The organism is Ruegeria sp. SATB027 (assembly GCF_059613825.1).
The window spans coordinates 1-24351 of sequence record NZ_JBXWTH010000070.1 but is presented as its reverse complement, the minus strand read 5'-3'; the positions used below and the strand labels follow the sequence as shown (position 1 = coordinate 24351).

The 24351-nt window shown below is 59.4% G+C and carries 23 protein-coding genes and 1 tRNA gene; 9 read left to right on the top strand and 15 right to left on the bottom strand.

Translation table 11 applies throughout. From position 1 onward, the window contains the following. Positions 1-21 precede the first annotated feature (21 nt). From AC2FPW_RS17650 to AC2FPW_RS17630, 5 genes are all read left to right on the top strand, one after another. Complete coding sequence (locus AC2FPW_RS17650) at positions 22-678, top strand: TetR/AcrR family transcriptional regulator (protein ID WP_480585771.1); 657 nt, start codon at positions 22-24, stop codon at positions 676-678. Beyond that, the gene (locus AC2FPW_RS17645) at positions 675-1859 is read left to right on the top strand and encodes a pyridoxal phosphate-dependent aminotransferase (RefSeq protein WP_496814782.1); all 1185 of its coding nucleotides are present in this window, start codon (positions 675-677) and stop codon (positions 1857-1859) included. Before AC2FPW_RS17650 ends, AC2FPW_RS17645 begins: the two co-directional genes overlap by 4 nt. Continuing rightward, positions 1856-3460: a 5-guanidino-2-oxopentanoate decarboxylase gene (locus tag AC2FPW_RS17640; protein ID WP_496814781.1), complete on the top strand. Its 1605-nt coding sequence runs from the start codon at positions 1856-1858 to the stop codon at positions 3458-3460. The genes AC2FPW_RS17645 and AC2FPW_RS17640 overlap by 4 nt, the downstream gene beginning before the upstream one ends. A gap of 3 nt (positions 3461-3463) precedes the next feature. Further along, positions 3464-4246, top strand: coding sequence for a dimethylarginine dimethylaminohydrolase family protein (locus tag AC2FPW_RS17635; RefSeq protein ID WP_496814780.1), 783 nt, complete (start codon positions 3464-3466; stop codon positions 4244-4246). Between the two features lie 225 nt (positions 4247-4471). Next, positions 4472-5470 carry a LacI family DNA-binding transcriptional regulator gene (locus AC2FPW_RS17630; protein WP_480585759.1) on the top strand — a complete coding sequence of 333 codons (999 nt, stop codon included), beginning with the start codon at positions 4472-4474 and terminating at the stop codon, positions 5468-5470. Here the strand turns inward: AC2FPW_RS17630 and AC2FPW_RS17625 are convergent, their stop codons facing one another. Continuing rightward, positions 5471-6604 (bottom strand): Gfo/Idh/MocA family protein, encoded by a 1134-nt coding sequence (locus tag AC2FPW_RS17625; protein WP_480558922.1) that lies wholly within the window; start codon positions 6602-6604, stop codon positions 5471-5473. It abuts the gene before it with no gap. Between the two features lie 37 nt (positions 6605-6641). Beyond that, complete coding sequence (locus AC2FPW_RS17620; RefSeq protein ID WP_496814779.1) at positions 6642-7745, bottom strand: Gfo/Idh/MocA family protein; 1104 nt, start codon at positions 7743-7745, stop codon at positions 6642-6644. A 124-nt stretch (positions 7746-7869) separates the two neighbouring features. Here AC2FPW_RS17620 and iolC point away from each other — a divergent pair, with 124 nt between their 5' ends. The 3 genes from iolC to AC2FPW_RS17605 are packed head-to-tail and all read left to right on the top strand — an operon-like array spanning position 7870 to position 10520. After that, positions 7870-8838: a 5-dehydro-2-deoxygluconokinase gene (gene iolC / locus AC2FPW_RS17615; protein WP_496814795.1), complete on the top strand. Its 969-nt coding sequence runs from the start codon at positions 7870-7872 to the stop codon at positions 8836-8838. A 9-nt stretch (positions 8839-8847) separates the two neighbouring features. Further along, a complete protein-coding gene (locus AC2FPW_RS17610) occupies positions 8848-9684 on the top strand; it encodes a 5-deoxy-glucuronate isomerase (RefSeq protein ID WP_480773277.1) in 837 nt (278 codons plus the stop codon). Beyond that, on the top strand, positions 9681-10520 hold the full coding sequence (locus AC2FPW_RS17605) for a class II fructose-bisphosphate aldolase (protein WP_496814778.1): 840 nt from the start codon (positions 9681-9683) through the stop codon (positions 10518-10520). Before AC2FPW_RS17610 ends, AC2FPW_RS17605 begins: the two co-directional genes overlap by 4 nt. Before the next feature lie 15 nt (positions 10521-10535). Here AC2FPW_RS17605 and AC2FPW_RS17600 read toward each other — a convergent pair whose 3' ends face one another. The 12 genes from AC2FPW_RS17600 to AC2FPW_RS17545 form a co-directional block, all read right to left on the bottom strand. Continuing rightward, positions 10536-11294, bottom strand: a complete 759-nt coding sequence (locus tag AC2FPW_RS17600; protein WP_496814777.1) for an SDR family NAD(P)-dependent oxidoreductase — start codon at positions 11292-11294, stop codon at positions 10536-10538. Next, positions 11291-12097, bottom strand: a complete 807-nt coding sequence (gene iolB, locus AC2FPW_RS17595) for a 5-deoxy-glucuronate isomerase (protein ID WP_480506798.1) — start codon at positions 12095-12097, stop codon at positions 11291-11293. The genes AC2FPW_RS17600 and iolB overlap by 4 nt, the downstream gene beginning before the upstream one ends. A 48-nt stretch (positions 12098-12145) precedes the next feature. Further along, complete coding sequence (locus tag AC2FPW_RS17590) at positions 12146-13327, bottom strand: phytanoyl-CoA dioxygenase family protein (RefSeq protein WP_496814776.1); 1182 nt, start codon at positions 13325-13327, stop codon at positions 12146-12148. A gap of 47 nt (positions 13328-13374) precedes the next feature. Beyond that, positions 13375-14274 carry a myo-inosose-2 dehydratase gene (gene iolE, locus AC2FPW_RS17585; protein ID WP_496814775.1) on the bottom strand — a complete coding sequence of 300 codons (900 nt, stop codon included), beginning with the start codon at positions 14272-14274 and terminating at the stop codon, positions 13375-13377. Next, positions 14271-16103: a 3D-(3,5/4)-trihydroxycyclohexane-1,2-dione acylhydrolase (decyclizing) gene (gene iolD / locus AC2FPW_RS17580; RefSeq protein WP_496814774.1), complete on the bottom strand. Its 1833-nt coding sequence runs from the start codon at positions 16101-16103 to the stop codon at positions 14271-14273. Before iolD ends, iolE begins: the two co-directional genes overlap by 4 nt. A gap of 151 nt (positions 16104-16254) precedes the next feature. Further along, the gene (locus tag AC2FPW_RS17575) at positions 16255-17076 is read right to left on the bottom strand and encodes an ATP-binding cassette domain-containing protein (RefSeq protein ID WP_480475274.1); all 822 of its coding nucleotides are present in this window, start codon (positions 17074-17076) and stop codon (positions 16255-16257) included. Position 17077: 1 nt separating this feature from the next. After that, complete coding sequence (locus AC2FPW_RS17570) at positions 17078-18184, bottom strand: ABC transporter permease (RefSeq protein WP_480585733.1); 1107 nt, start codon at positions 18182-18184, stop codon at positions 17078-17080. Between the two features lie 68 nt (positions 18185-18252). Beyond that, positions 18253-19173 carry a sugar ABC transporter substrate-binding protein gene (locus AC2FPW_RS17565; protein ID WP_496814773.1) on the bottom strand — a complete coding sequence of 307 codons (921 nt, stop codon included), beginning with the start codon at positions 19171-19173 and terminating at the stop codon, positions 18253-18255. A 124-nt stretch (positions 19174-19297) separates the two neighbouring features. Beyond that, positions 19298-20311 carry an inositol 2-dehydrogenase gene (gene iolG, locus AC2FPW_RS17560; protein ID WP_496814772.1) on the bottom strand — a complete coding sequence of 338 codons (1014 nt, stop codon included), beginning with the start codon at positions 20309-20311 and terminating at the stop codon, positions 19298-19300. 388 nt (positions 20312-20699) lie between these two features. Beyond that, a tRNA-Arg gene (locus tag AC2FPW_RS17555) sits at positions 20700-20776 on the bottom strand. Between the two features lie 21 nt (positions 20777-20797). Then, positions 20798-21274, bottom strand: a complete 477-nt coding sequence (locus AC2FPW_RS17550; protein ID WP_480899323.1) for a GNAT family N-acetyltransferase — start codon at positions 21272-21274, stop codon at positions 20798-20800. Beyond that, on the bottom strand, positions 21275-21586 hold the full coding sequence (locus tag AC2FPW_RS17545; protein ID WP_496814771.1) for an ETC complex I subunit: 312 nt from the start codon (positions 21584-21586) through the stop codon (positions 21275-21277). 270 nt (positions 21587-21856) lie between these two features. Here AC2FPW_RS17545 and uvrB point away from each other — a divergent pair, with 270 nt between their 5' ends. After that, complete coding sequence (gene uvrB, locus AC2FPW_RS17540) at positions 21857-24043, top strand: excinuclease ABC subunit UvrB (protein WP_496814770.1); 2187 nt, start codon at positions 21857-21859, stop codon at positions 24041-24043. A 61-nt stretch (positions 24044-24104) separates the two neighbouring features. Here the strand turns inward: uvrB and AC2FPW_RS17535 are convergent. Next, the coding region (locus AC2FPW_RS17535) for a hypothetical protein (RefSeq protein WP_496814769.1) at positions 24105-24351 on the bottom strand (247 nt) is incomplete at its 5' end.

Sequence of the window (24351 nt, the reverse complement as noted above, 5' to 3'; positions counted from 1 at the left end):
AGTGTATAATAATTCCGTACCATGGATGACCCGGACGTGCAGGACGACAGCCGTAAATTTACACGTGAATCTGCCGAGTTTCGGCGCGAGGCGCTGATCCTGGCGACTTTGGACCTGATCGCCGAGATGGGTGTTCGGGGTGCCACTGTGCGTCAGATCTCGGCCCGCGCGAACGTGACCCAAGGGCTGATCCGGCACTATTTCTCATCCAAGGAGGAACTGGTTCAGGCCGCGTACGAACATCACATGAATACGCTGACCGATCAGACAGCTGCGTCGTCAGGGAAAGGCAGCGCAGTATCTCAGTTGACCAACTTCGTTGATGCGTCGCTGCGACCGCCAATCGTTGATCCAAGCGCTGTGGCCTTGTGGGCCGGCTTCCTGAACAAGGTGCAGCGGGATCCGAAAATGCAACGCATCCACCAGCAAACCTATAACTATTTCCGGGATCACCTTGAAAAGCTGATCGTCGCCGCATTGCAAGAAACCGGGCGTCCCGTCACCGCGTCGCAAGCGGCGCAACTGGCCATTGCCTGTAACGCGGTTATCGACGGTCTTTGGCTGGAAGGCGGTGCGCTTCCGGATGCGTTTTCCGAAGGTCAATTGGCGCAGATCGGATTGGATTCAGTCAGCGCTATCGTCGGTATCCCATTGATCAAAGAAGTAGAGCAACCATGACGACCACATCTGTGACAGAACGATTAGCGGGTTTGGGTGGCGCTAAATGGGGCGTACATCTGAAAGCGCGCGACCTTATCAAAGCCGGAGCCGATATCGTCGAAATGACGATTGGAGAACCGGATGTACCCGTCCCGGACGCCTTGATCGAAGCCACCGTAACCTCATTACGGGCCCAGCGAACCGGGTACTCGAATGGACATGGCGAAGCTGGCTTGCTTGACGCGCTTGCCGCCCGCTATTCGGCCTCTCGCGGACGGGCTTTCGGGCCCGAGAATTTTCTGTGCTTTCCCGGAACGCAGACCGCTCTGTTCGCAGCCATGGCTGGCGTTGCCGAGGCCGGTGACGAAGTTCTGGTCGGTGATCCGATGTATGCAACCTATGAAGGGGTCGTGCGTGCGTCCGGGGCGGAAATAGTGCCTGTACCGCTGCGCCCGGATCACGGGTTTCGCATACAGGCCAAAGATATCGCCGAGCGCCTTACACCGCGCAGCCGCGCCATTCTTCTGACAACGCCACACAACCCAACGGGCGCGATCCTGACGACCAAAGAGCTATCCGAGATCGGACAGCTCGCGATTGCACATGACTTGTGGATTATCTCGGACGAGGTCTATGAAGAACTGATCTTTGACGGGGCCAGATTTGTGTCGCCACTGGCAGACCCGGAACTGGCGGATCGTGTAATAGGCGTATCATCCATCTCGAAATCACATGCCGCGCCGGGGTTCCGCAGTGGCTGGTGTGTCGGGCCAGCCGCGTTTTGCGAAGCGCTGCTGCCCTATTCCGAGACCATGCTCTTTGGCAATCAGCCTTTCATCGCGGATATGACTGAAAAGGCGATCCGTGACGGGTCCGAGGTTGCCTCCGGCATGGCCGCCCGTTTTTCGGCGCGCGCCACGCTTTTGGCTGATCGCCTCGAAGCAGAAACGGATCTGACCGTTCACCGGCCTCAGGCGGGAATGTTCGCCATGATCAACGTCTCCGCCACCGGGTTGGACGGCGAAGCCTATGCCTGGGACCTGTTGCAGACCGGGGTGGCTGTCATGCCGGGTTCCGCCTTTGGGGACAGCTTGAAAGACTGGGTGCGGGTCGCCCTGACGATCCGCGATACCGACTTTGCCACTGCGGTCTCTCGCATCATCGATCACGCCAACAGAAAATCACGCGAGGTTGCATGAGTGAAATGACCGTGGGCGAAGCATTGGTTGCCAGGCTTCGCCAAAGGGATGTGACCTGCGTCTTCGGAATTCCGGGCGTTCATACGGTCGAGCTTTACCGCGGGCTTGCAGGCTCGGGCATTCGTCACGTTACACCCAGACACGAACAGGGTGCAGGGTTTATGGCCGACGGCTATGCGCGCGTGTCAGGCAAACCGGGTGTGGCCTTTGTGATCACCGGGCCCGGATTAACCAATACATTGACGCCGATGGCGCAGGCCCGCGCGGATTCAATACCAATGCTGGTGGTGTCTGGTGTCAACAAAACCGCGTCGCTTGGCAGGGGTTTAGGGCATCTGCATGAATTGCCAGATCAGTTGGGACTGGCCAGGACCGTTGCGTTGTTGTCCGAACACGTTTCCGCCACCAACGCTCTGGACCCGGCCTTGGACCGCGTGTTCCACACCCTCGCCAACGGTCGACCCGGACCGGTGCATATCGAAGTTCCGTTGGATATTGCAGCGGCTGATTATCAGGAAACACAGGTCGAACCGCTTGTCTCAGCCTCTCCGAATGACCCGGCTTTGATTACACAAGCCGCACAGCAACTGGCCAAAGCGAAGAACGTTGTCATTCTGGCGGGCGGCGGCGCAAAACGTTCCGAGGCTGGATTGCAGGCTCTGGCCGAAGCTCTCGATGCGCCCGTGGTGCAAACGGTCAACGCGCGCGGCCTGATGCACAGGCATCCACTGACTGTTCCGGCAAGCCCCAGCCTGAACGCCGTACGCGGCTTGATAGAAAGCGCCGATTGCGTCCTTGCACTGGGAACCGAGCTGGGCCCAACCGACTATGATATGTATGCCACCGGCCAAATTGCTAAAATGTCAGGGTTGATACGGGTTGATCAGTGCGGCGAGCAACTGACGCGACATGAGGCAGCGCTCATCATTCAAGGTGACGTCAACTTGGCTGTATCAGCGCTGGTTGACGCCTTGCCGCACAAGCCAAAGCAAAGCGATGGCGCGGAACGTGCAGGCAAAACACGTGACGCCGCCTGGGCGGAAATTGGTCCGGGCTATCGCAAACAGGTGGAAATCCTCAACGCAATGCGTTCTGCGGTCCCCAACACCCTGATGGTCGGAGACTCCACCCAACCGATCTATGCCGGCAATCTTTTCTACGATCACGACCGCGCCGGAGGCTGGTTTAACGCGGCAACCGGGTACGGCGCGCTGGGCTATGGAATCCCCGCAGCCATCGGTGCTTCGGTCGCCGATCCCGCGGCACGTGTGATATGCATCGCGGGCGATGGGGGCGCGCAGTTTTCTCTGCCTGAAATTATGGCCGCGGTCGACGAAGACCTGCCGATCACCTTCGTGATCTGGAACAACCACGGATACCAGGAAATTGCCACGTCAATGCAGGATGCGGGCGTGACAGTCATAGGATGTGATCCCTCGCCTCCTGATTTTTCGGCGACGGCCAAGTCATACGGTATTCCATTCGCTTCGGTTCCAGCTGAACCGCAGGCTGTCGCGCAGGCATTGCGCCAAACTGCCGCCCAGAACGGGCCGGTAATGATCGAAGTCACCGCTCCGAAATTCGCAGCTCAGAAAGATTGAAACATGTCAGACCCAACCTTTGAGTTTTCCCGCGCCATCACCCGCCGTCCGGCTCCGACTATTGCAGGCGGGTTGCGTGCAGAAGATATCGGAAACCCGGATTTCGACGGGATGACAGCGGCGCATAAGGCATATGTGGCAGCACTGAAAAGCACCGGAGCAGAGGTGATCGAACTGGATCCCCTGAACGCGTTTCCCGACGCGCAATTTGTTGAGGATACAGCCCTTTGCCTGCCGCAAGGTGCGATATTGATGCGGCCCGGCGCACCTTCGCGGATGGGTGAAGTGGCTCAAATGGCGCCGACCCTTCGCGACTGCTACGACACGGTTCTGGAAATTCAGGGACCCGGCCATGTCGAGGGTGGAGATATCCTTGTTACCGGTCGAGAAATTCTGGTGGGCCGGTCTGACCGGACTGACGCGGAAGGTGTCGCCGAGCTGGCGAAAATCACCTCGGAGTGGGGGCACAAACTGCGCGAAGTTTTCACGCCCGAGGGCGTCCTACACTTCAAGACAGATTGTTCGCTGATGGACGCCGAGACAATACTGTCGACCCGACGGTTGGATGCATCGGGCTGTTTTGAGGGCTACCGGGTGCTGCATGTTGCGGACGGAGAGGAAGCTGCCGCCAATGCGATCCGCTTCAACAATCTGGTGCTGATGGCCGCCGGCTTCCCACGCACCGCTGAGATGTTGGATCGCGAAGGGTATGAGGTCGTAGAAATCGACAACACCGACTGCGCAAAGCTGGATGGTGGAATGTCCTGCCTTTCGTTAAGGTTCTAAGGGCGTGACCGGTAGCGTTCGATCCTTGGTGTTTCTTGCGAGAACCGTCGCCTGTACCGGTCTTTCCTTTCCCGCCATTCGCTCATAAACATAGGTGGCCGCCGATGATCTCGTCCGCCTAGTGCGACCTGCAACCGGTTGCAAGACTTTTGCGATGGTGCATAATGAATCTCTGATGCAAAACACCTTGATATCTCTGACCATCAACGACCGGAGCCGCACTGCGTGAGCGTGACCCTGAAAGACGTCGCAGCCTTGGCTGGTGTATCGCGATCCGCGGTGTCGCGCACCTTTACCGAAGGCGCCTCGGTCTCTGCGAAAACACGCAGCAAAGTTGAAAAGGCCGCGCGAGAGCTTGGCTACAGTCCCAACGCCCTCGCCTCGTCCCTGACCACCGGGCGCACCAAGTTGATCGGGTTGATTTCGAACAACTTTCACAACCCGATTTTTCTTGAGGTGTTCGATCAGTTCACCCGCGCCTTGCAGGAACGCGGGCTACGCCCTTTGATCGTGAACCTGACGGACGAGACCGAGCCCGCAAACTCGGTCCGCATGCTGCGCCAGTATTCGGTTGACGCGGCCATCGTTGCCTCATCGACGCTGCCACCCAGCTTTGCCAAGGCGTTTCACGATGCGGGCGTACCGGTGGTGCATACATTTGGCCGCTCGGCCACCTCACCCGAAGTGCATGTCGTGGGAATCGACAATGTCGAATGCGGGCGCATGGCCGCGCGCGAGCTTTTGGCGCGCGGATATAAGCGTGTCGGCTATTTGGGCGGGCCTGAAGATGCAACCTCGGCGCTCGACCGGTATCGCGGGTTCATGGAGGAGTTGGCAGATCATCCCGATATCGAAGTAAGCCATTGTTTCGCAGGGGCTTATTCCTTCGAAGCCGGTCGCGCCGAAATGTTGCGCCTGTTGGCCAACACCCCGTCCGAAGCGTATTTCTGTGGCGATGACATCCTGTCTGTTGGCGCATTGTCCGCACTGGCCGATCACGGGCTGAAACCGGGTCAGGACATTGGAATCATCGGCCTGAACGACATGGAAATGTCGCGCTGGGAAAGCGTTAACCTGACAACGATCCACCAGCCGATCAAGCAGATCATCACCTCATCCGTCGATCTGGTTGTCGAGATGCTGAAAGAGCCTCAGCGCTATCCCGAGGCCCGTATTTTCCCCTGCCGCGTGATTGAACGGGGCACATTGCGGCCCCGCCCCTGATCAGCGAAACATCGGCGGTCGCGCGTCCTTCCACACGCCATCGGCCTTGCCCGATGCAACAGCCGCGTGAACGGCCGCAATGGACCGCAGCCCATCTGCCGCACCGGGCAGACCGTCGCGTCTTTCACCGCGGATCGCATCCGCCAGATCGCAATAGATGTTGGCGACCGCCAGAGGAAACCCCTCGGGGTGCGCAATGGCGACACGCGACAGGCGTTGCACCTCGTCGTGCAAACCGCCCTCACCCTTTTCGATGATCTGAGTACGCCCCCCGACCGGAGTATAGATCAACTGGTTGGGCTGTTCGGATGCCCAGCGCAGCCCACCGGTTTCGCCAAAGACCTGAATGTCAAAGCCATGCTGCCGCCCGATCGCCACTGATGATGTCCACAGGCGCCCAACCGTGCCGCCCTCCATCCGGAAATTGATCATTGCATCATCTTCCAACTCACGGCTGGCGATGGTCGAGGCCATGTCGGCAGACAGGGTTTTCACCTGATCGTCACAGATGAAACTGGCCATGTGCAACGCATGGATACCGCAATCGGCAAACTGCCCCGAAACCCCGGCCATCGCTGGGTCATAGCGCCAGCGCACGCGCGGGTTATCCGCATCTGTGGCGTCGCCATGATGACCGTGGCTGAAATTGGTCACCACCAGACGCACCTTGCCGATATCGCCTGCGCGCACCATCGCGCGGGCCTGACGCACCATCGGATAGGCAGAGTAACAGTAGTTCACCGCACAGATCCTGCCCGAGGCTTCGGCCACGCGCACAATCTCTTCGCCCTCTTCCACCGTCATGGTCATCGGCTTTTCGCACAACACGTTAAAACCTGCCTCAAGATACGCCTTGGTAATCTCAAAATGGGTCGAGTTGGGCGTCGCGATGGTTACCAGATCAACCCGATCCTCGCGGTCTTTTTCGCCCGCCAGCATCTCTTGCCAGTCACCATAGGCACGATCGGCAGCAACACCCAATCGCTGCGCGTATTCGCGGCCCACGTCGGGCCGGTGATCCAGCGCGCCAGCTGCAAATTCGAACAACCCGTCCGCCTGCGCCCCAAGGCGATGTGCAGGGCCAATCTGGCTGCCTTCACCACCCCCGATCATGCCCCATCTCAACTTAGCCATGGTCATTGTCTCTCATTGGAATTGTCACGTAGAGCGATCAGAAATCGCTTATGTCCTGCCACTGCCGCTGATCGGACGAGGCCAGCGCAGCGGCCAGCACGCGGTTGACTTCATGCCCGTCGCGGAACGTGGGCCAGATCGCCTCGCCGGTGTGGATGGCCTGTAGAAAGTCCTTGCCCTCGATAATGATCTGGTCCTGATAGCCGGTTCCATGACCCGGACCCTGACAGAACGGCTCATAATCCGGGTGCGCGGGGCCGGTCAGGATCTTGGTGAACCCGCGCGCGGCTTCGGGCCCTTCGCGCTTGTACAACCACAGCGCGTTCTGGTCCTCCTGATCGAACCGGATGGCACCTTTTGTGCCTGATATTTCATAGGCATAGCCCATTTTCCGACCCGTCGCGACGCGGCTGAAATACAGGTTTCCCATCACCCCGTTTTCAAACCGACACATCATCTGGGCATGGTCGTCATTTGTTACCTCACCACCGGGGCGGGTTTTGTGAACGGTCTCAACATCGGCCATCACCTGCGCAATGGGCCCGATCAGCGCCAATGCGCCGTTGACCATATGCGGGGCAAGATCGCCGATTGTGCCATTGGCCCTACCGGTTGTGCGCCAGGTGGCCGGGGCCTGCGGATCGGCATAGAAATCCTCGGTATGCTCGCCCCGGAACCACGTGATGTCACCAATCGCGCCATCGGCAATCAACTGGCGGGCATATTGGCTGGCGGGTGTGCGGATATAGTTGAACCCCACCATGTTCACCGCCCCCGAAGCCTCTGCCGCGGCAACCATCGCCCGACTGTCTTCAAGCGATGCGCCCAATGGTTTCTCGCACAAGACCGGTTTACCCAAGGCAAAAGCCGCTTCGGCAATCTGACGATGTGTTGACTGAGGCGAGGCGATAACGATTGCCTCGACCCTGGGGTCTTCAACCAACATGCGCCAGTCATCGGTTGCCCGCTGAAATCCATAGGCCGCCCGGTAGCGTTCGGCACTGTCCGGGCTCGACGCGCAGATGACCTCAAGCCGGGGGCGCAACGCCGTGTTGAACACCGCACCGACGGCCGACATGGCAACGGAATGGGCCTTGCCCATATAACCGCCACCCACGATTCCCACTCCGATTTCAGGCATCTGCTATGGCCTCGCACATTGTGTTTGCAACCGGTTGCAAAATCAGTATCGTGTGAATCGATTCAACGCAAGGTCCAAACTTTGCCCACCCCACTTTGCCGGAGGACATGACGTGAGCGCTTTGATGGAGGGTATCAAAGGAAACCGCTTTGCCGTTCTGGGGCGTGCGGGTATGGACCTTTACGCAGACCCGATCGGTGTCAAAAGCGAAGAGGCCGATACGTTCCATGCCGATCTTGGCGGCTCGTCCGCGAATATCTGCACCGGTCTGGTCAAGCTGGGCAGTCAGGCATCCTTGATCACCTCCGTCTCGGACGATGCTATTGGTCGGTTCTGCCTCAACCGGTTGCAACATTACGGGGTGGATACCTCTTACATCCGCGTGTTGGGGGGTGAGTATCGCACCTCTCTGGCCCTGTATGAAAGCCGGACCGAGAATTTTCAGAATGTCATCTACCGCAACGGTGCGGTCGATTTTCAGGTTACTGACGCGGATGTCGACAGGGTTGACTATTCATCCTTCTCGGCCCTGATCTCGGCTGGCACCGTCTTTGCGTCGGAACCCTCGCGCAGCGCCACATTCCAAGGGTTTGAAAACGCGCGCAAAGCTGGTCTTCCGATCATTTTCGATGTTGATTACCGCCCCTACAGCTGGCCTTCGCCGGAAATTGCCGCTGACGTTCTGTCCCGTGCGGGCGAAGCCTGTGACCTGATTGTCGGCAATGATGAAGAGTTCGGCTTCATGGCCGGAGGTCTGGAAAAGGGCTTTGCCAAGGCACAGGACCTAGCCAGGAAACCGGGCCGGGTTGTCATTTACAAGATGGGCGAAAAAGGCGCCGTGACGCTGGCGGATGGGCAGGAAATCAGAACCGGGATCTACCCAGTGGACGCCATCAAGCCAGTCGGGGCTGGTGACAGTTTCATGGCAGGGCTTCTGGCTTCGATCGCGGCGGGGCACTCGCTGAAAGACTCGGTGATGCGCGGTTCCGCCTGCGCATCCATTGTCGTTTCCAAACCCGGCTGCGCCCCCGCCATGCCGACGACCCCCGAACTAAACGCGTTCCTCGCCTCTCACCCCGGCCCGACCACATAGGAGTATCCCATGCATATCGCGCCCTATGACAATCAGAACAAGCCCATCGTTGACGCCGGTGATCCGACCGTTCCGCTGAACTATTTCAACATCGTCAAACTGAAAAAAGGCGAGGCGTTCGAATACCAGGTGCCGGGCTACGAGACCTGCATCGTCCCTGCAACCGGCAGCGTCGATGTGGATGTCGAAGGCGTTTCCTTCCCCAGTCTGGGCAACCGGGGCGAAGATGTCTGGGATGGCGAGCCCGAGGGCGTCTATGTGCCCGTCGGCGCAAAGGTACAGATGGTCTGCGTTTCTGACGCGACCGAGGTGTTCATTGCCGGTGCGAAATACGACAAGGTGCTGGACCCGTTCGATGTGCGCGAACACGACCTTGTGCAATATGGCAGCGACGACACCAAAACCCACCGCAAAATCAAACACATCCTTGGCCAAAAGCAACACGACAAGGTCGGCCGCCTATTGGTGAGCGAGCTGTTCACCGTCGGTCAGGGCGGCTGGTCGGGCTTTCCCAGCCACAAGCATGACACCAACCGCCTGCCGGACGAAACCCGCCACGATGAGACCTATAATTTCCGGTTCAAACCCAACTGGGGCTCGGGCCTTCAGATGTTGCAGCGCGAGGATAACCAGCCGGGTGACGCCTATCACATCGTGGATGGATCGACCGTTTGCATCGACAAGGGCTATCACCCCTGCTGCGTTTTGCCGGGGTACGAGATGTATTATTTCACCATCCTCGGCGGCCTGACCCAGCGTTCTCTGGTGCAGTATTTCCAGCCCACACATGCCTATCAGATCGAGACCATTCCCGGCATCAAAGACATGATTGCGAAATTCAAATGACCCTCGTCACACTGAAAGACGTCGTGCAACCCGCGTATGAACAGGGCTATGCCGTCGGCGGGCTGGTCACACTCGGCTGGGAAGACATGCGCGCCTATGTAGCCGCGGCCGAGGCCGAGAATGCGCCCGTGATCCTGCAAGCCGGACCCAGCTGCCGCGAGCACACGCCACTGCCGATCCTGGGCAAGATGTTCCGGTATCTGGCCGAAAACGCCTCGGTGCCCGTCGTGGCGCATCTGGACCACGGCTATACCTTCGAGGACTGCAAGATCGCGCTGGACAGCGGGTTCACCTCGCTGATGTTCGACGGGTCGCGCAAACCCTTGCAGCAAAACATCGATGAAACCGCCGCAATTGCTGAGATGGCCCATGCGGCAGGGATTTCCTGCGAGGGCGAGATTGGTTTTGTCGGGTACTCGGGCGGTGAAGGATCGAACGGCACCGACCCGGCAGAAGCGGCCCGGTTCGCACGTGAAAGCGGTGTGGATGCGATGGCGATATCGGTCGGCAACGTCCATCTACAACAAAACAAGGAAGGCGGTCTGGACGAAGCCCGCATCGCCGAGATCGACGCCATGACCACAGTGCCTCTGGTCATTCATGGCGGGTCGGGCGTGCCGGTAGATCAGCGCGTGAAGCTGTCCCGCGAAACCTCAATCTGCAAATTCAACATCGGGACCGAGCTGCGCATGGCCTTCGGCAATGCCCTGCGAGACGCTGTCAATCGCGATCCCGAGCGGTTTGACCGCGTGACGATCCTGAAAGAAACCCATGATCCGGTCGAAGCCGCCGCGCGCATGGTCATCCGTGCCTTTGGCGCACCACCGCAACGTTAACGCGCGCTTTCGCCTTCAGATCGAGCCGCCCTCGACCATGAAGTTGCCCGCGCTGCACATGGCGGCGTCATCTGAGGCCAGAAACAGAACCATGCGCGCGACATAGACAGGCTCTATCGGATCGGGCAGGCATTGACGGTCCACCTGTTTGGCCAGCGCCTCGGGCGTCACCCAAAGGTCTTTTTGGCGGTCGGTCATGATCCAGCCCGGCACAACCGTGTTCACGCGAATGCGGTGATCGCCCAATTCGCGCGCCATGGTTCGGGTCAGGCCATGCACAGCGGATTTGGCTGTAGCATAGGCCGGGAAACCCGCCCCGGCCTCCCACCAGGAATTCGAGCCGATATTGACGATTGATCCCTTGCCCTTGGCAATCATGCCGGGGGCCACCGCCTGAATGGCGAAGAACATATGGCGGATATTGGTCGCCATGCGTTCGTCCCAATACTCTGGCGTCACCTCACGCCAGTCGTGGCGATCATCATGAGCGGCGTTGTTGACCAGCACATCCGCGTCACCCAACTCCTCAACCAGTTGCCCCAGAGCCTCTTGCATCGCTACGATATCGCGCAGGTCGCATTGGACAAAAGCGTGCTCACCATCCAGATCGGACAGCAACGCAAGCCCCGCGTCTGCATTCAAATCCAGAATGCCGACCTTTGCCCCTTGGTCGGCAAAGGCCCGAACGGTTTCAGCGCCAATTCCCCCGGCCCCGCCGGTGATGATAACCGTTTTGCCCGCAAGGCTAGGGTAATTGGCGAAGTCTTGGCTCATCCGTCACGCTCCATGATCCATTCGACCTCGGGGGCCAGGGCAAACCGCCATTTGCGCAGCGGGCCCGCCATGACGTTCAGATAATACATCTCAAACCCATAGGGCGCGCCGCAAGGGTGATGGCCACGCGGAACGATCACAACATCGCCATCGGAGACAGCCATCGTCTCATCCAACTGGCCATCATCGGTATAGACCCGCTGAATTCCGAACCCGTTGGCCGGGTTGAGCCGGTGGTAATACGTCTCTTCCAGATAGGTGATGCGGGGAAAATCATCCTCATCATGTCGATGACTGGGGTAAGAGGACCAGTGCCCATTGGGCGTAAAGACCTCGGTCACCAGCAGACTGTCGGCATAATCCTCGTTCTCCATCGCGATATTGTTGATATACCGCGTATTCACACCCTTGCCGCGTTCGGTCAGCGTGATGCCATCCGGCCCGATCCGGCGCGCTTTGTGGCCGCCCTTGCCCGGGGCCGAGCACACCGCCACAACGCAGTCGGTTTCCGCCACAGCCTCCCACTCGGTTCCGTTGGGCAGATACAGGCTATGCGGCGGTGTCTTTTCGAACACGTTCATCCGGTCGCCCAATACACCCCAGTCCTGACCGGCCCCGGTGATCCGTGCCTTGCCTTCGACCATCACCAGAATGATCTCGCGGTCTCCTGTCGCCTCGGCCGCCCTGTCGCCCGCTTGCAGATGATACAGCCCAAAACCCACATATCGCCATCCGGCACTGTCCGGGGTGATGTCATGTACCTTGCCACGGGTTCCAATAGGCTTCTTCAGCAGGTCTGCCATTCTTGTTCTCCTTATTGGGCGGGCCTAAACGGCCCGCCTGTATCGCCCTCAGGCCGCTTGCCGTGCTTGCAGGGCCGAAAGCGCCTCAGACAGTCGGGCCTCGGCCCACCCTTCCGATACGGCCCGGTGCAATATGTCGGCCTGGCTTTCAGGCGCGTTGCCACCAATCGGCGGGTCGGTGTCCAGATTGGTCGGGAACGGATAGCCCTCAGCCGTTGCGGCAATCGCAGCATTCAGCTCTGCCGCACTCAGCGCCCCCCGTTGTTTCAGGGCGACCAGCGACGGAAACACCGCCTGCGACATGGACTGCCGGTCAACCATCTCCATCGCACGACCGAAGGCAGACGAGACCTGCAACAGGTTCGCCATCCGCTGAATATCCGCACTGCTGTTTTCCCCGGCAGCGTGGAACAGCGCCGGATTGAAGAAAACGGCATCCCCCTTTTCAAGAGGCAACTGAATGTAGTTCTCTTCGAAAAACGCCCGGTGTGCCGCATCGTGAAAGGCCAGGTATCCCGGCGCATAAAGCTGCGAAAAGGGCAACAATTTGGTTGGACCGCTTTCCACGGGCATATCGCAATGCGCAACCGCCCCCTGCAAGGTCAGCGAAGCCGTCACCAGATGGGCATGGGCCGGATACCGGGCGGCGCTGTCGGCGGTTTGAAAGCCCAGATGGTAATCCCGATGCGCCTGCTGTGCCTTGCCGCCGGGGCGCACCTGATTGATCTGCGCGGTCACTTGATAGTTCGGCCCCAGCCACGCCTCGCAAGCCGCTGCAATGGCCACATTCCCGAAATAGAGCGCAAAGCCCTCGGGATCGCGCAAGCACTGTTTCTGTAACGCGTTCCATATCCGGTCATTCGCGCCCGAGGCTGCAAAGTGGTCGCCTTCCCCCGCCCCGCCCTGACGTTCTTCCTCGATGATCTGATGGAACACAGCGGTCGCCCGGTCGATCACGGACGTATCCGCAAATGCGCCTTTTAGAACGATCACGCCCGCCGACTTGTCCAGCACATACGCCCATTCCGCCAGCAGCGCTTTTCTTTGATCAGCCTTCTCCAACGCCGGGCGCAGCGCACGCATATCATAGATCGGAACGTTCTTTTGCACCGATGCGGCATGAGGCACCGCACCGGCTGTCAGGTTTTGCGAGGTCAACACCTTGAACTCATCCAGATCGCAGGATTCCCGGTCAAAATAGCCGACATATCCAAGTTCCTGATGTACCATGACAAACTCCTCTTTCATGGCTTCGGTGTTGCCCCGAGGGGCGGTGATTAAACGGTGATCTCCAACCCTGCCTTGCCGCAAACCTCGACGATGTGGTCATAGCCCAGCTTGGAGTACTCATAGGGCGGCGCCTTGGCGGGGTCCTGCTCGGCCTCGACCACGATCCAGCCCGTGTAATCCATTGCTTTCAACGCGCTGGCTACGGCCTGAAAGTCGATGCACCCATCACCCGGCACGGTGAACGCGCCGGCAATTACGGCATCCAGAAAGCTGCGATTGTTCTCGCGCGTGTCCTGCACGTTGTCCGGGCGGATGTCCTTGAAGTGGACATGGTGCACCCGGTCGCCCCAACGGTTCAGCGTGGCCATCACGTCGCCACCGCCAAATAGCAGATGGCCCGTATCGAAACACAGCTTCAGCTCGGGGCCGGAACCCTGCATCAGCCAGTTCACCTCATCTTCGCTTTCGATGATCGTGCCCATGTGATGGTGATAGGCCATCGGCATACCCTGATCTGCCATCCATTTGGCAAGCTCGGTCAGCTTGGCCGCATAGGCCAGAACCTCATCTTTGGACAGCTTCGGGCGGTCATTGACCGGCGTTCCGATCTGCCCCTGGACGGTATTGGAACACTCGGCGTAAACGATGCAGGGGCTGTTCAGCGCAACAAATTGTTCGACCTGTTCACGCACGACAGCGATTTCGGCGTCCAGGTCATTGACCAGAGTACTACCCGAGCACCAGCCGCCGCACAGCGCGATGTCATTGGCCTCCAGATAGGCGCGCAACCCTTCGGTGTCGCCGGGCATCCGCTGACCCCGTTCAACACCGGTATAGCCGATCTCGCGCGCTTCTTTCAGCGCCTGCTCCATCGTGTAGGCTGCGGTCAGGTCCGGCAGATCGTCATTCTGCCAGGCAATCGGAGAGATACCGATCTTCACGCTCATTTGGTGTTTCTTTCCTTGATGGCGACCTCATAGGCCGCACGTTTTTCGTTAACTTCCGGGCGGATGCTGACCTCGGGCACCGCCACGTCCCACCACGTTCCGCCATATTCGGTGGATGGGTAGGGATCGGTGTCGATCACCACCACATAAGGGCCTCTGACCTCGGCGCGTTTGGCCAGTGCCGCCTCAAGCTCGGCGATCGAGCTGACCTTGACCGCGGTCGCCCCCATTGCTTCGGCATGTTTGGCAAAGTCGATCGCCGAATTTTCTCCGCCGACCGCGTGATCCAGCAGGTTGTTGAACTCGGCCCCGCCGGTTCCCATCTGCAAACGGTTGATGCAGCCAAAGCCGCGATTGTCGGTGACCACAACGGTGAACGAAATCCCCATCATCGCCGCCGTCGCCATTTCGGAATTCGCCATCATGTAAGTACCGTCGCCGGTAAAGCAGATCACGTCGCGGTCGGGCTGGGCCATCTTGATGCCCATGGCACCGGCGATCTCATACCCCATGCAACTGAAGCCATATTCCATATGATAAGCACCGGGGCGCGGTGCCTTCCACAGCTTGTGCAGCTCACCCGGCATCGTGCCTGCGGCACACATGGCAACGGTGTTTTCATTGGCCGCCCGCTGCACGGCGCCAATCACCTGCATATCCGTGGGCAGCGCATTGCTGTCCGCTGGCGCGTCGGTCAACGCGTCGACCTTGGCAAACCACTCCGACTTCAGCGTCGCGGGCATATCAGGCGCGCGGTAACCGCCCAACGCACTGCTCAGGTCACCCAGCCCAACGCGGGCGTCAGCCTGCAGCGGCATCGCGCCGTGCTTTGCCGCGTCATAGGCGGCGGTGTTCAGGCTGATCAACTCCCGCTCGGGGTTTGCGAACAATCCCCAAGACCCGGTGGTGAAATCCTGAAAGCGGGTGCCGACGCCCAGCACCAGATCAGCCTCGGCGCAGATATCATTGGCAGGCTCACCGCCTGTGACGCCAATCGGACCAAGGTTCAGGGGGTGATCCCAGGCCAGCGCGGACTTACCGGCCTGCGTCTCGGCCACAGGCACGTTGTGCGCTTCGGCAAAGCGCTGCAACGCGGTGGTCGCATCCGAATAATGCACACCACCCCCGGCCACAATCACAGGGCGCTTGGCTGCCTTGATTGCGGCCACGGCTCGTGCCAATTCACCCTCATCCGGGCGAATGCGGCGCTGATACCAGACGCGCGGCTCAAAAAAGCTTACGGGATAATCATAAGCCTCGGCCTGCACATCCTGACAAAAGGCCAGCGTCACCGGACCGCAATCAGCCGGGTCCGTCATGGTGCGGAAGGCACGCGGCAGCGCCGTCAACAGGTGCTCCGGCCGGGTGATGCGGTCGAAATAGCGGCTGACCGGTCTGAAACAGTCATTCGCACTAATAGTTCCGTCCGAGAATACTTCGGGTTGCTGCAAAACCGGGTCAGGGCCACGCGTGGCGAACACGTCACCGGGCAGCAACAAAACCGGCAGGCGGTTCACATGGGCCAGCGCAGCAGCGGTAACCATGTTGGTGGCCCCCGGCCCGATGGACGAGGTGACCGCCATCGCCCGCCTGCGCCCCAACTGCTTGGCATAGGCAATCGCACAATGTGCCATCGTTTGTTCGTTATGACCGCGATAGGTGGGCAGGCTGTCTTTCACACCGTGCAGCGCCTCGCCCAAACCAGCCACATTGCCATGGCCGAAAATCGCCCAGACACCTGCGATAAAGGGCTCTCCAGCCTCGTTCATCTGCGCGCCCAGATAGCGCACCAGAGCTTGCGCCGCGGTCAGTCGGACTGTCTTGCTCATCATGATCCCTTTCAACTCAGCTCCGCCTTTGGCGGCCTGCGGGTTTTCTCATTTGCGAAGGTGCCAGCTTTTGTATCAAAGCCTGAAAACAGAGTGGCGTCACGTGCCACCGCCCGATGGATGCCCCATTGGGGCATCCAAGTTCTGAACTTTAAACCGTGCCGCCCAGCGATCCTTCAAGCTCGGCCATTTCCTGACCGCCCGCCATCAGGTCCTGCAACTGCTCTGGCGTGATCTCGCCACGCGTTGCTGTGCCCAGCGTCTTGCCCCGGTTCAAAACGGTGAACCTGTCGCCCACCGCCAACGCGTGACGCACGTTGTGGCTGATGAAAACCACGCCGACGCCCTGACTGCGCACCTTGTCGATGGTGGCCAGAACGTTCGAGGTCTGGCGCACACCAAGGGCCGAGGTCGGTTCGTCCAAGATCAGGATCTTGGCCCCGAAATACACGGCGCGGGCAATGGCGACGGTCTGCCGTTCCCCCCCAGACAGGGTGCCAACGGCCTGATCCGGGCCGCGCAGGTTGATGCCCATCTTGCGCATCTCTTCCATGCAGACCTCATTTGCGTGTTCAACATCGAACCGCTTCAGCAGACCCTTACCCTTGGTCGGCTCGCGCCCCATGAAAAAGTTGCGCGTGACGCTCATCAGCGGGATCATCGCCAGATCCTGGAACACGGTCGCGATGCCTGCCTCCATCGCATCCCGAGGGGTGTCGAAATGCAGCGGCTTGCCCTCGAAAAAGATTTCGCCCTTGGTGGGTTTATGCACCCCGGACATGGTCTTGATGAAGGTCGACTTACCCGCGCCGTTATCGCCCAGCAAACAGTGGCATTCACCCGGTTTGACGTCGAAACTGACGCCCGCCAATGCGATGATGTTGCCAAAGTGCTTTTCGATATCCTTCATTTCCACGATTGGGGCCTGATCGCCCGCCGCATCGCCGTGGTGGAACTTGGTATCTTCGGTCATATCAGCGCTCCCCGGTTACGCGTTTGCGGATCGCGTTGTTGAACAGAACGGCAATCAGCAGCATCGCGCCCAGGAACACCTGGAACCAGTCCTGATCGAAATCAGTATAGGTCAGTCCGATGACAACCATGCCAAAGATGATCGACCCAAAGAACGCCCCGATGGCCGAGCCATATCCGCCCGTCAGCAGGCAGCCCCCGATCACGGCGGCGATGATCGCCTCGAATTCTTTCTGGAAACCGCGCCGCGCGTCGGTCGAGCCCGCGTCGATCACCGTAATGATGGCAACAAGTGCAGCACAGCAGGCGGTCAGCATGAACAGGGACACCTTGATCTTGCTCACGGGAACACCGGAATTCGATGCCGCAGTGCTGTCACCGCCCGCCGCGAATATCCAGTTTCCGGCCGGGGTCCGCAGCAACACGTAGGTGGCTGCCAATGCCAGCACGATGAACCACAGGATTTCCACCGGTACGCCGGGTACCTTGGGTGCTCCGCTTTTGAAGGTGTCAATCATGCCGTTGGCCGCCAGCCAGGTAAACAGGCTGCCAAAGGCTTCGCCCGAAAAGAACGGTGCCAGCCAGTCGTTTTCAACCACGTCACGCACCCCGCGCAACTGGGTCGATCCTCCGGTCGCCGCCTTGAGGCCAACCAACGACAGACCGCGCAGAATAAACAGGAAAGCCAGCGTCACGATAAAGGACGGCAGGCCGGATCTTATGACGATATTTCCGTTTACTGCCCCGACAAATGCCGCGAATACGAATGTCATGGGGATCGCAATGATCAGTGGCAACTGCCATGTCACCACACAGACGCCGAAAAACAGGCCCGCAAACGCCACCATGGAACCGATGGACAAATCAAACTCGCCGCCGATCATCAGAAGGGCCGCACCGATTGCCAGAATGCCCAGCTGTGCCGCAGGTGTCATGAAGTTCATGACCCCGGCCAGGGTAAACATCGAATCGTCTGCTGTGATGGCAAAGAAGATGACCACCAGAACGACGCCCGCCATCGCACCGAGTTCGGGCCGTTTCATGAGCTTGGTCATGAAAGGTTCTTTCTTGACCCTTTCGTCCCCGGCGATTTGCGCTGAGTCACTCATCGTTTCCTCCCACTTGGATGGGAACGGCGCCACCGCGCCGCCCCGTTTTGTTCAGGTTGCGGTATGGATCAGCGGATGCCCTGCGCGGACAGCTCGATCACCTGCGCGGCCTTATCCTGAGTAATCAGGTTCGGACCCGAAGGAACGTTACCGCCGGGCATCAGGCCGTATTTGGCGTGCAGGCCCATGAAGTTCACCGACAGGTACCCTTGCAGATACTGCTGCTGGTCGATGGCAAAGGCCGCGTCGCCATCCGCAATCGATTGCAGGAAGTTGGCCGACAGGTCGAAGGACGCAACATTCACGTCACGGCCCGATGCTTTGACAGCGGCAACAGTCGGCTCTCCGGCCGAGCTTGCACCCAGCGCCATAACCGTATCGACGGCTTCATTAGCAGCCAGAGCAGCCGAGACCTTCGACTCGATTTCCGACGGATCGTTCGAGGTCGGCAGAACTTCGACATTACCGCCAAAGCCTTCCGCGAAACCTGCACAACGCAGGTCCAGCGCAACGTTGCCCACTTCGTGGTTCACACAGATCGCGGTTTTGCCCCCCATCGAAGCCAGTTGTTCGCCCGCAGCTTTCCCGGCGTCAAACTCGTCCTGACCCACGTGCAGCAACGCACCCAGCTGTTTCGACACATCCGACCCCGAGTTGATCGAGATCACCGGGATGCCTGCGGCAACGGCGCGTTCGATCGACGGGCCAAGCGCATCCGCATCCGGGATCGAAACGATCAGGCCATCGGGCTCCTGGTTCACGGCAGCGTCGATCAGCTGCGACATGGCCACCATGTCGAAAGTTTCCGGAGCGCGGTATTCCACATTCACTCCGACATCCTTGCCAGCCTGTTCAACACCGTTCTTCACGACGTTCCAGAATGCGTCATTGGCCTGGCCATGCGATACGACCACGATGTCCTGCGCAAAAGCGGGCGTCGCCAGGGCCAGTGCCCCCGCGGCAAGTGCACCTTTAACGAATTTCTTCATTTCAGTTTCCTCCCATTGGTTCAGTCTGATCTTCTGTTGGGGTACCGGCCCCAATCATCCGGCTGTGCCGAATCTCAGTGGCTGCGGCTCAGGGCCGAGCTGTCGTTAGTTTGAAGAATTTTGGTCATTTTGCAACCGGTTTCAAAAGTTCCTCCATCCGGACGGGCATTCCCGTCTGCGCTGACAGGGTCGCGGCCTCGGCCATCGCCAGCGCCGCCACACCATCCTGCAACGTGACGGGAACGTCGGAACCGCCGCCGACAGCATCAACAAATGCGGCCCATTCCACGCGGTAAGCCGGCATGTAGCGTTCCAGAAAGAAATAAGTCGGCTTCGCGCCCACAACGCCATTTGCCGTCGATTTCACGACGGTGTTTTCCAGCATGTTATGCGCCTGCAACAACCCTTCCGAGCCCAGCAATTCGACCCGCTGGTCATAGCCATAGGCCGCCCGGCGCGAGTTCTTGATGACCGCAATCCGGCCGTCTGCGTAAGTCATTGTGACCACAGCCGTGTCCACATCGCCTGCCGCGCCGATCTCTGCATCCACAAGCGACGATCCCACCGCCGTGACGGTCTGGGGCACATCCCCCATCAGAAAGTTCGCCATGTCGAAATCGTGGATCATCATGTCCCGAAACAGTCCTCCGGACACTTTTACATAGCTGACCGGTGGCGGGGCCGGGTCAAATGACGTGATCGACAACAGTTCGGCCTTGCCGATTTCACCCGCGTCCAAACCGGCCTTCAAAGCCGCAAAATTAGGATCGAACCGCCGGTTAAACCCGATCATGACAGGTTTGCCGCGCCCCGCTACGGCGCTCAGACAGTCCTGTGCCCTCTGAAGGCTCAGATCGACGGGCTTTTCGCACAGAACGGCTTTGCCAGCGCCCGTGGCCGCCTCAATCAGGTCGGAATGCGTATCCGTTGGTGTTGCAATCAGAACCGCGTCAATCTCGGGATCAGCGATAATTTTTTCTGAACTGCGTGCCTCGGCCCCATATTCATCCGCGAGGCTGTTCGCCGCCTCGGGCAGCGCATCGGATACCGCACACAACCTGCTCCCCGGATGGGAAGATATGGCCTGCGCATGAACGCGCCCAATACGCCCGGCACCCAGCAATCCGACCCTCAACATGCAGCTCTCCCGAATCTTGTTGTTGTGCGTAACAATGATTTTCTTTGCAACCGGTTGCAATATATTTTTTGCATCACCCCCGGATTTGCCAGCGGTTCCCGCAACCTCAACACGAATACCGCGCAAAAAACCGGTCTGATCTCAACAGGATTGCACTGCCTGACACGCATATTTCCGCGCAAATGCCAACCTACGGGAATCCCCCAATATCGCCGCACGGTGAATCACGTTAGATTGTACGTAAGGAACACATACTACCACTCTGTGACCCCCTTAGAGGGGCTGGCATGACCCCCTCGTCCAGCCCCTCATACCACACCAAACAGCCACAAGATCACGACGCGCCGACCAAAGCAGGCGCATGTCTGGTATTGATCTGGTTTGCAAATGGCGATCCCTGAAGGACTCGAACCCTCAACCTGCTGATTAGAAGTCAGCTGCTCTATCCAGTTGAGCTAAGGGACCGCTGCGCCCTTCTTGCGGTTTTTACCCGCGGGGTTCAAGAGGCAAGCGCATGAATGCGCTGTTGGGATCGTCAACATACCCAAAGATAGGCCCGCAATAGGAATATCCCAGAGACTCATACAGCTTGCGGGCGGCATCATATTCGCGAAGATGGCTCGCCCCGGTCTCAAGAACCAAAGCCTCGCACCCCTCTGCGCCAGCCTGTTCAGCCAGATGCACCATCAGCACGCGCGCCAGCCCGCGCCCTCTTGCCTGCGCCAGAATATGCACTGATTTTACTTCGGCGGTTCCATCGGGCAGCGCTTTCAGCGCACCGCATCCCAATGGCTCCTGTCCGTCAAAAATGGCCCAGAACCGCACCCCCGGCCCAGCCAAGGCTTCAGCGTCCATCGTGTGGTTGCTTTCCGCAGGTCCCGCAGTTTCACCATGGGCAAAATGCGCATCGACAATCGGGCGCAATACGTCCGATGTCGGGTCAGCCTCTCGGATTTCGATCATTCAGTGCGTCCAGGGGGCGCGCCGGTCGGTTGCGAAATTCTCGCCATAGCCCCGCGCGCGCAGATTGGGTTTGCGCTTGTGCGGCTCGCTGACCTGCGCATCGATACCGTGGGCCTTGGCATAATCCAGCGCCTCTTCCCGCGTGTCGAACTTCAGGCGCACCTGAGCCTGCGTGTCGCTGGACGACGTCCAGCCCATCAGCGGATCAACCTCGCGCGCCGAGGCCGGGGCGTATTCCAGAACCCATTTGCGGGTCTTGGCCATCCCCGAGGTCATCGCATTTCTTGCGGGCTGGTAAATCCGTGCGCGCATGTCGCCTCTCCGTACTCACTTGGCTGAGCCCGTTTATGCGTCAGAGCGCGCCCGGGGGCAAGATTGCAATTGTCGCGGCCCTCGCCCTCGAACTCATGCCAGAAACTGTCATCAGGCTGGGATAAGGTCGCGCGAAACAAACGCAAGAACAATACAACGACTCACCCGTCGCACGGCCTCAGACCGCAAAGCGGGCATTGAATCCGGATCGGCCCTTGCAGTTGGACAAAATAAGAACAAATGTAAGGGCCTGACGCCCGGAGCCTGCCTATGCCATACGCCCATTCCGACAAGACCCAACTGACCGCCGAAGACGTGCGCGCGCGCCTGAAACTGGAAGGCGGGAAGCAATTCGTGATGCATACCGAATTCAACCCGGCGGGCGATCAGCCCACGGCGATCAAGGAACTGGCAGGCGGCGTGCTGGACGGGGAACGCGATCAGGTGCTGCTGGGCGCGACCGGAACGGGCAAGACCTTCACCATGGCCAAGGTGATCGAGGAAACCCAGCGCCCCGCCATCATCCTGGCCCCCAACAAAACGCTGGCGGCGCAGCTATACGGTGAATTCAAGGGCTTCTTCCCCGAAAACTCGGTGGAATATTTCGTGTCCTATTACGACTATTACCAGCCCGAAGCCTATGTGCCGCGCTCTGACACCTACATAGAAAAAGAATCCCAGATCAACGAACAGATCGACCGGATGCGCCACTCGGCCACGCGGGCGTTGCTGGAACGCGATGACGTGATCATCGTCGCCTCGGTCAGCTGCATCTACGGTATCGGCTCGGTCGAAACCTACGGGGCGATGACGCAGGATCTGAAGGCCGGTCACGAATACGATCAGCGGCAGGTGATGGCCGATCTGGTGGCCCAGCAATACCGCCGCAACGATCAGGGGTTTCAGCGCGGCTCGTTCCGGGTGCGGGGCGACAGTTTGGAAATCTGGCCCGCCCACCTTGAAGACCGCGCCTGGAAATTGTCCTTCTTCGGCGAGGAACTGGAACAGGTCACCGAATTCGACCCGCTGACCGGCGAAAAAACCGACACGATGGACCATATCCGGGTCTACGCGAACTCCCACTACGTGACGCCGAAACCGACGATGCAGCAGGCGATCATCGGGATCAAAAAAGAACTGCGGATGCGCCTCGACCAGCTGGTCGGCGAAGGCAAACTTCTGGAAGCGCAGCGGCTGGAACAGCGCACCAATTTCGATCTGGAAATGCTCGAGGCCACCGGCGTCTGCAACGGGATCGAGAACTATTCGCGCTATCTGACCGGCCGCGCGCCGGGCGAGCCGCCCCCGACCCTGTTCGAATTCATCCCCGACAACGCCATTGTCTTTGCCGACGAATCCCATGTCAGCGTGCCGCAGATCGGCGGCATGTACCGGGGCGACTACCGGCGCAAGTTCACGCTGGCCGAACACGGGTTCCGCCTGCCGTCCTGCATGGACAACCGGCCTTTGAAGTTCGAGGAATGGGATGCCATGCGCCCGCAATCCGTCTTCGTCTCGGCCACCCCCGCCGCGTGGGAGCTGGACCAGACCGGCGGCGTCTTCACCGAACAGGTGATCCGCCCCACAGGCCTGCTGGACCCGCAGGTCGAAATCCGCCCCGTGTCGATGCAGGTCGACGACCTGCTGGACGAGGTGCGCAAGGTCGCCGCCGATGGCTATCGCACGCTGGTCACGACACTGACCAAACGCATGGCCGAGGACCTGACCGAATACCTGCACGAACAGGGTATCAAGGTGCGCTACATGCATTCCGATATCGACACGCTGGAACGGATCGAGATTTTGCGCGACCTGCGTCTGGGCGCCTTTGACGTTCTGGTCGGCATCAACCTGCTGCGTGAAGGGCTCGACATTCCCGAATGCGGGCTGGTCGCCATTCTGGACGCTGACAAGGAAGGCTTTCTGCGGTCCGAGACCTCGTTGGTTCAGACCATCGGCCGCGCCGCGCGCAACGCCGATGGCCGGGTGATCATGTATGCCGACAAGATCACCGGTTCGATGGAACGCGCGCTGGCCGAAACCGACCGCCGTCGCGCCAAGCAGATGGCCTATAACGAGGAACACGGTATCACGCCCGCGACTGTGAAAAAGAATGTCGAGGACGTTCTGGCCGGGCTGTATGAGGGCGACGTCGACATGAACCGCGTCACCGCCACCATCGACAAACCGATGCACGGCGCCAACCTCGAGGCGCACCTGAACGGGCTGCGCGACCAGATGCGCAAAGCCGCCGAGAATCTGGAATTCGAAGAGGCCGCCAATATCCGCGATGAAATCAAACGTCTGGAAGCGGTCGATCTGGCCATCGCCGACGACCCCATGGCCCGCCAATGGGCGGTCGAGAAAGCCTCGGAAGCCGCCGTGAAGTCACGCGGTCGGTCAACGGCTGGACGACCCGGGCAACGGGGTGGGAATGTGAAGAGGCGGAAGAGGTAGTTGCCGTCAGACGGCTATCAAACAAACAGGTTTCTCGTATGTTACTCAAGGTCTATTAGTTTTACATGGAGTTTTTGAAAGACATCTCAGAGGCATGGGCCCAAAGGGTCAAAAGCCCACTTCTCGGTTCAGTTGCTATTTCTGTTTTCATACTAAACTGGAAGCCGTTCTGGTTTCTTGTCTTCGCAAACGTTACTACGCTTGAAAAATTTGCATTTTTTGATTGTAATAGGCTTTGTTGCACAAATGGCGTGAGGGATTCCCTGTTTGAATCCAGTGGGGTAGCAATGGTGCATGAGCAGTTGGTC

What these genes read in the sequence shown, in the direction of transcription:
- AC2FPW_RS17600 (WP_496814777.1), bottom strand. Translation starts at nt 11,294, where the DNA reads ATGAGCCAAGACTTCGCCAATTACCCTAGCCTTGCGGGCAAAACGGTT.
- iolG (WP_496814772.1), bottom strand. Translation starts at nt 20,311, where the DNA reads ATGTTGAGGGTCGGATTGCTGGGTGCCGGGCGTATTGGGCGCGTTCAT.
- iolE (WP_496814775.1), bottom strand. Translation starts at nt 14,274, where the DNA reads ATGAGCGTGAAGATCGGTATCTCTCCGATTGCCTGGCAGAATGACGAT.
- AC2FPW_RS17550 (WP_480899323.1), bottom strand. Translation starts at nt 21,274, where the DNA reads ATGATCGAAATCCGAGAGGCTGACCCGACATCGGACGTATTGCGCCCG.
- AC2FPW_RS17645 (WP_496814782.1), top strand. Translation starts at nt 675, where the DNA reads ATGACGACCACATCTGTGACAGAACGATTAGCGGGTTTGGGTGGCGCT.
- AC2FPW_RS17620 (WP_496814779.1), bottom strand. Translation starts at nt 7,745, where the DNA reads ATGCCTGAAATCGGAGTGGGAATCGTGGGTGGCGGTTATATGGGCAAG.
- AC2FPW_RS17635 (WP_496814780.1), top strand. Translation starts at nt 3,464, where the DNA reads ATGTCAGACCCAACCTTTGAGTTTTCCCGCGCCATCACCCGCCGTCCG.
- AC2FPW_RS17640 (WP_496814781.1), top strand. Translation starts at nt 1,856, where the DNA reads ATGAGTGAAATGACCGTGGGCGAAGCATTGGTTGCCAGGCTTCGCCAA.
- AC2FPW_RS17610 (WP_480773277.1), top strand. Translation starts at nt 8,848, where the DNA reads ATGCATATCGCGCCCTATGACAATCAGAACAAGCCCATCGTTGACGCC.
- iolD (WP_496814774.1), bottom strand. Translation starts at nt 16,103, where the DNA reads ATGAGCAAGACAGTCCGACTGACCGCGGCGCAAGCTCTGGTGCGCTAT.
- AC2FPW_RS17650 (WP_480585771.1), top strand. Translation starts at nt 22, where the DNA reads ATGGATGACCCGGACGTGCAGGACGACAGCCGTAAATTTACACGTGAA.
- AC2FPW_RS17590 (WP_496814776.1), bottom strand. Translation starts at nt 13,327, where the DNA reads ATGGTACATCAGGAACTTGGATATGTCGGCTATTTTGACCGGGAATCC.
- uvrB (WP_496814770.1), top strand. Translation starts at nt 21,857, where the DNA reads ATGCCATACGCCCATTCCGACAAGACCCAACTGACCGCCGAAGACGTG.
- AC2FPW_RS17575 (WP_480475274.1), bottom strand. Translation starts at nt 17,076, where the DNA reads ATGACCGAAGATACCAAGTTCCACCACGGCGATGCGGCGGGCGATCAG.
- AC2FPW_RS17545 (WP_496814771.1), bottom strand. Translation starts at nt 21,586, where the DNA reads ATGCGCGCACGGATTTACCAGCCCGCAAGAAATGCGATGACCTCGGGG.
- iolC (WP_496814795.1), top strand. Translation starts at nt 7,870, where the DNA reads ATGGAGGGTATCAAAGGAAACCGCTTTGCCGTTCTGGGGCGTGCGGGT.
- AC2FPW_RS17625 (WP_480558922.1), bottom strand. Translation starts at nt 6,604, where the DNA reads ATGGCTAAGTTGAGATGGGGCATGATCGGGGGTGGTGAAGGCAGCCAG.
- iolB (WP_480506798.1), bottom strand. Translation starts at nt 12,097, where the DNA reads ATGGCAGACCTGCTGAAGAAGCCTATTGGAACCCGTGGCAAGGTACAT.
- AC2FPW_RS17570 (WP_480585733.1), bottom strand. Translation starts at nt 18,184, where the DNA reads ATGAGTGACTCAGCGCAAATCGCCGGGGACGAAAGGGTCAAGAAAGAA.
- AC2FPW_RS17605 (WP_496814778.1), top strand. Translation starts at nt 9,681, where the DNA reads ATGACCCTCGTCACACTGAAAGACGTCGTGCAACCCGCGTATGAACAG.
- AC2FPW_RS17565 (WP_496814773.1), bottom strand. Translation starts at nt 19,173, where the DNA reads ATGAAGAAATTCGTTAAAGGTGCACTTGCCGCGGGGGCACTGGCCCTG.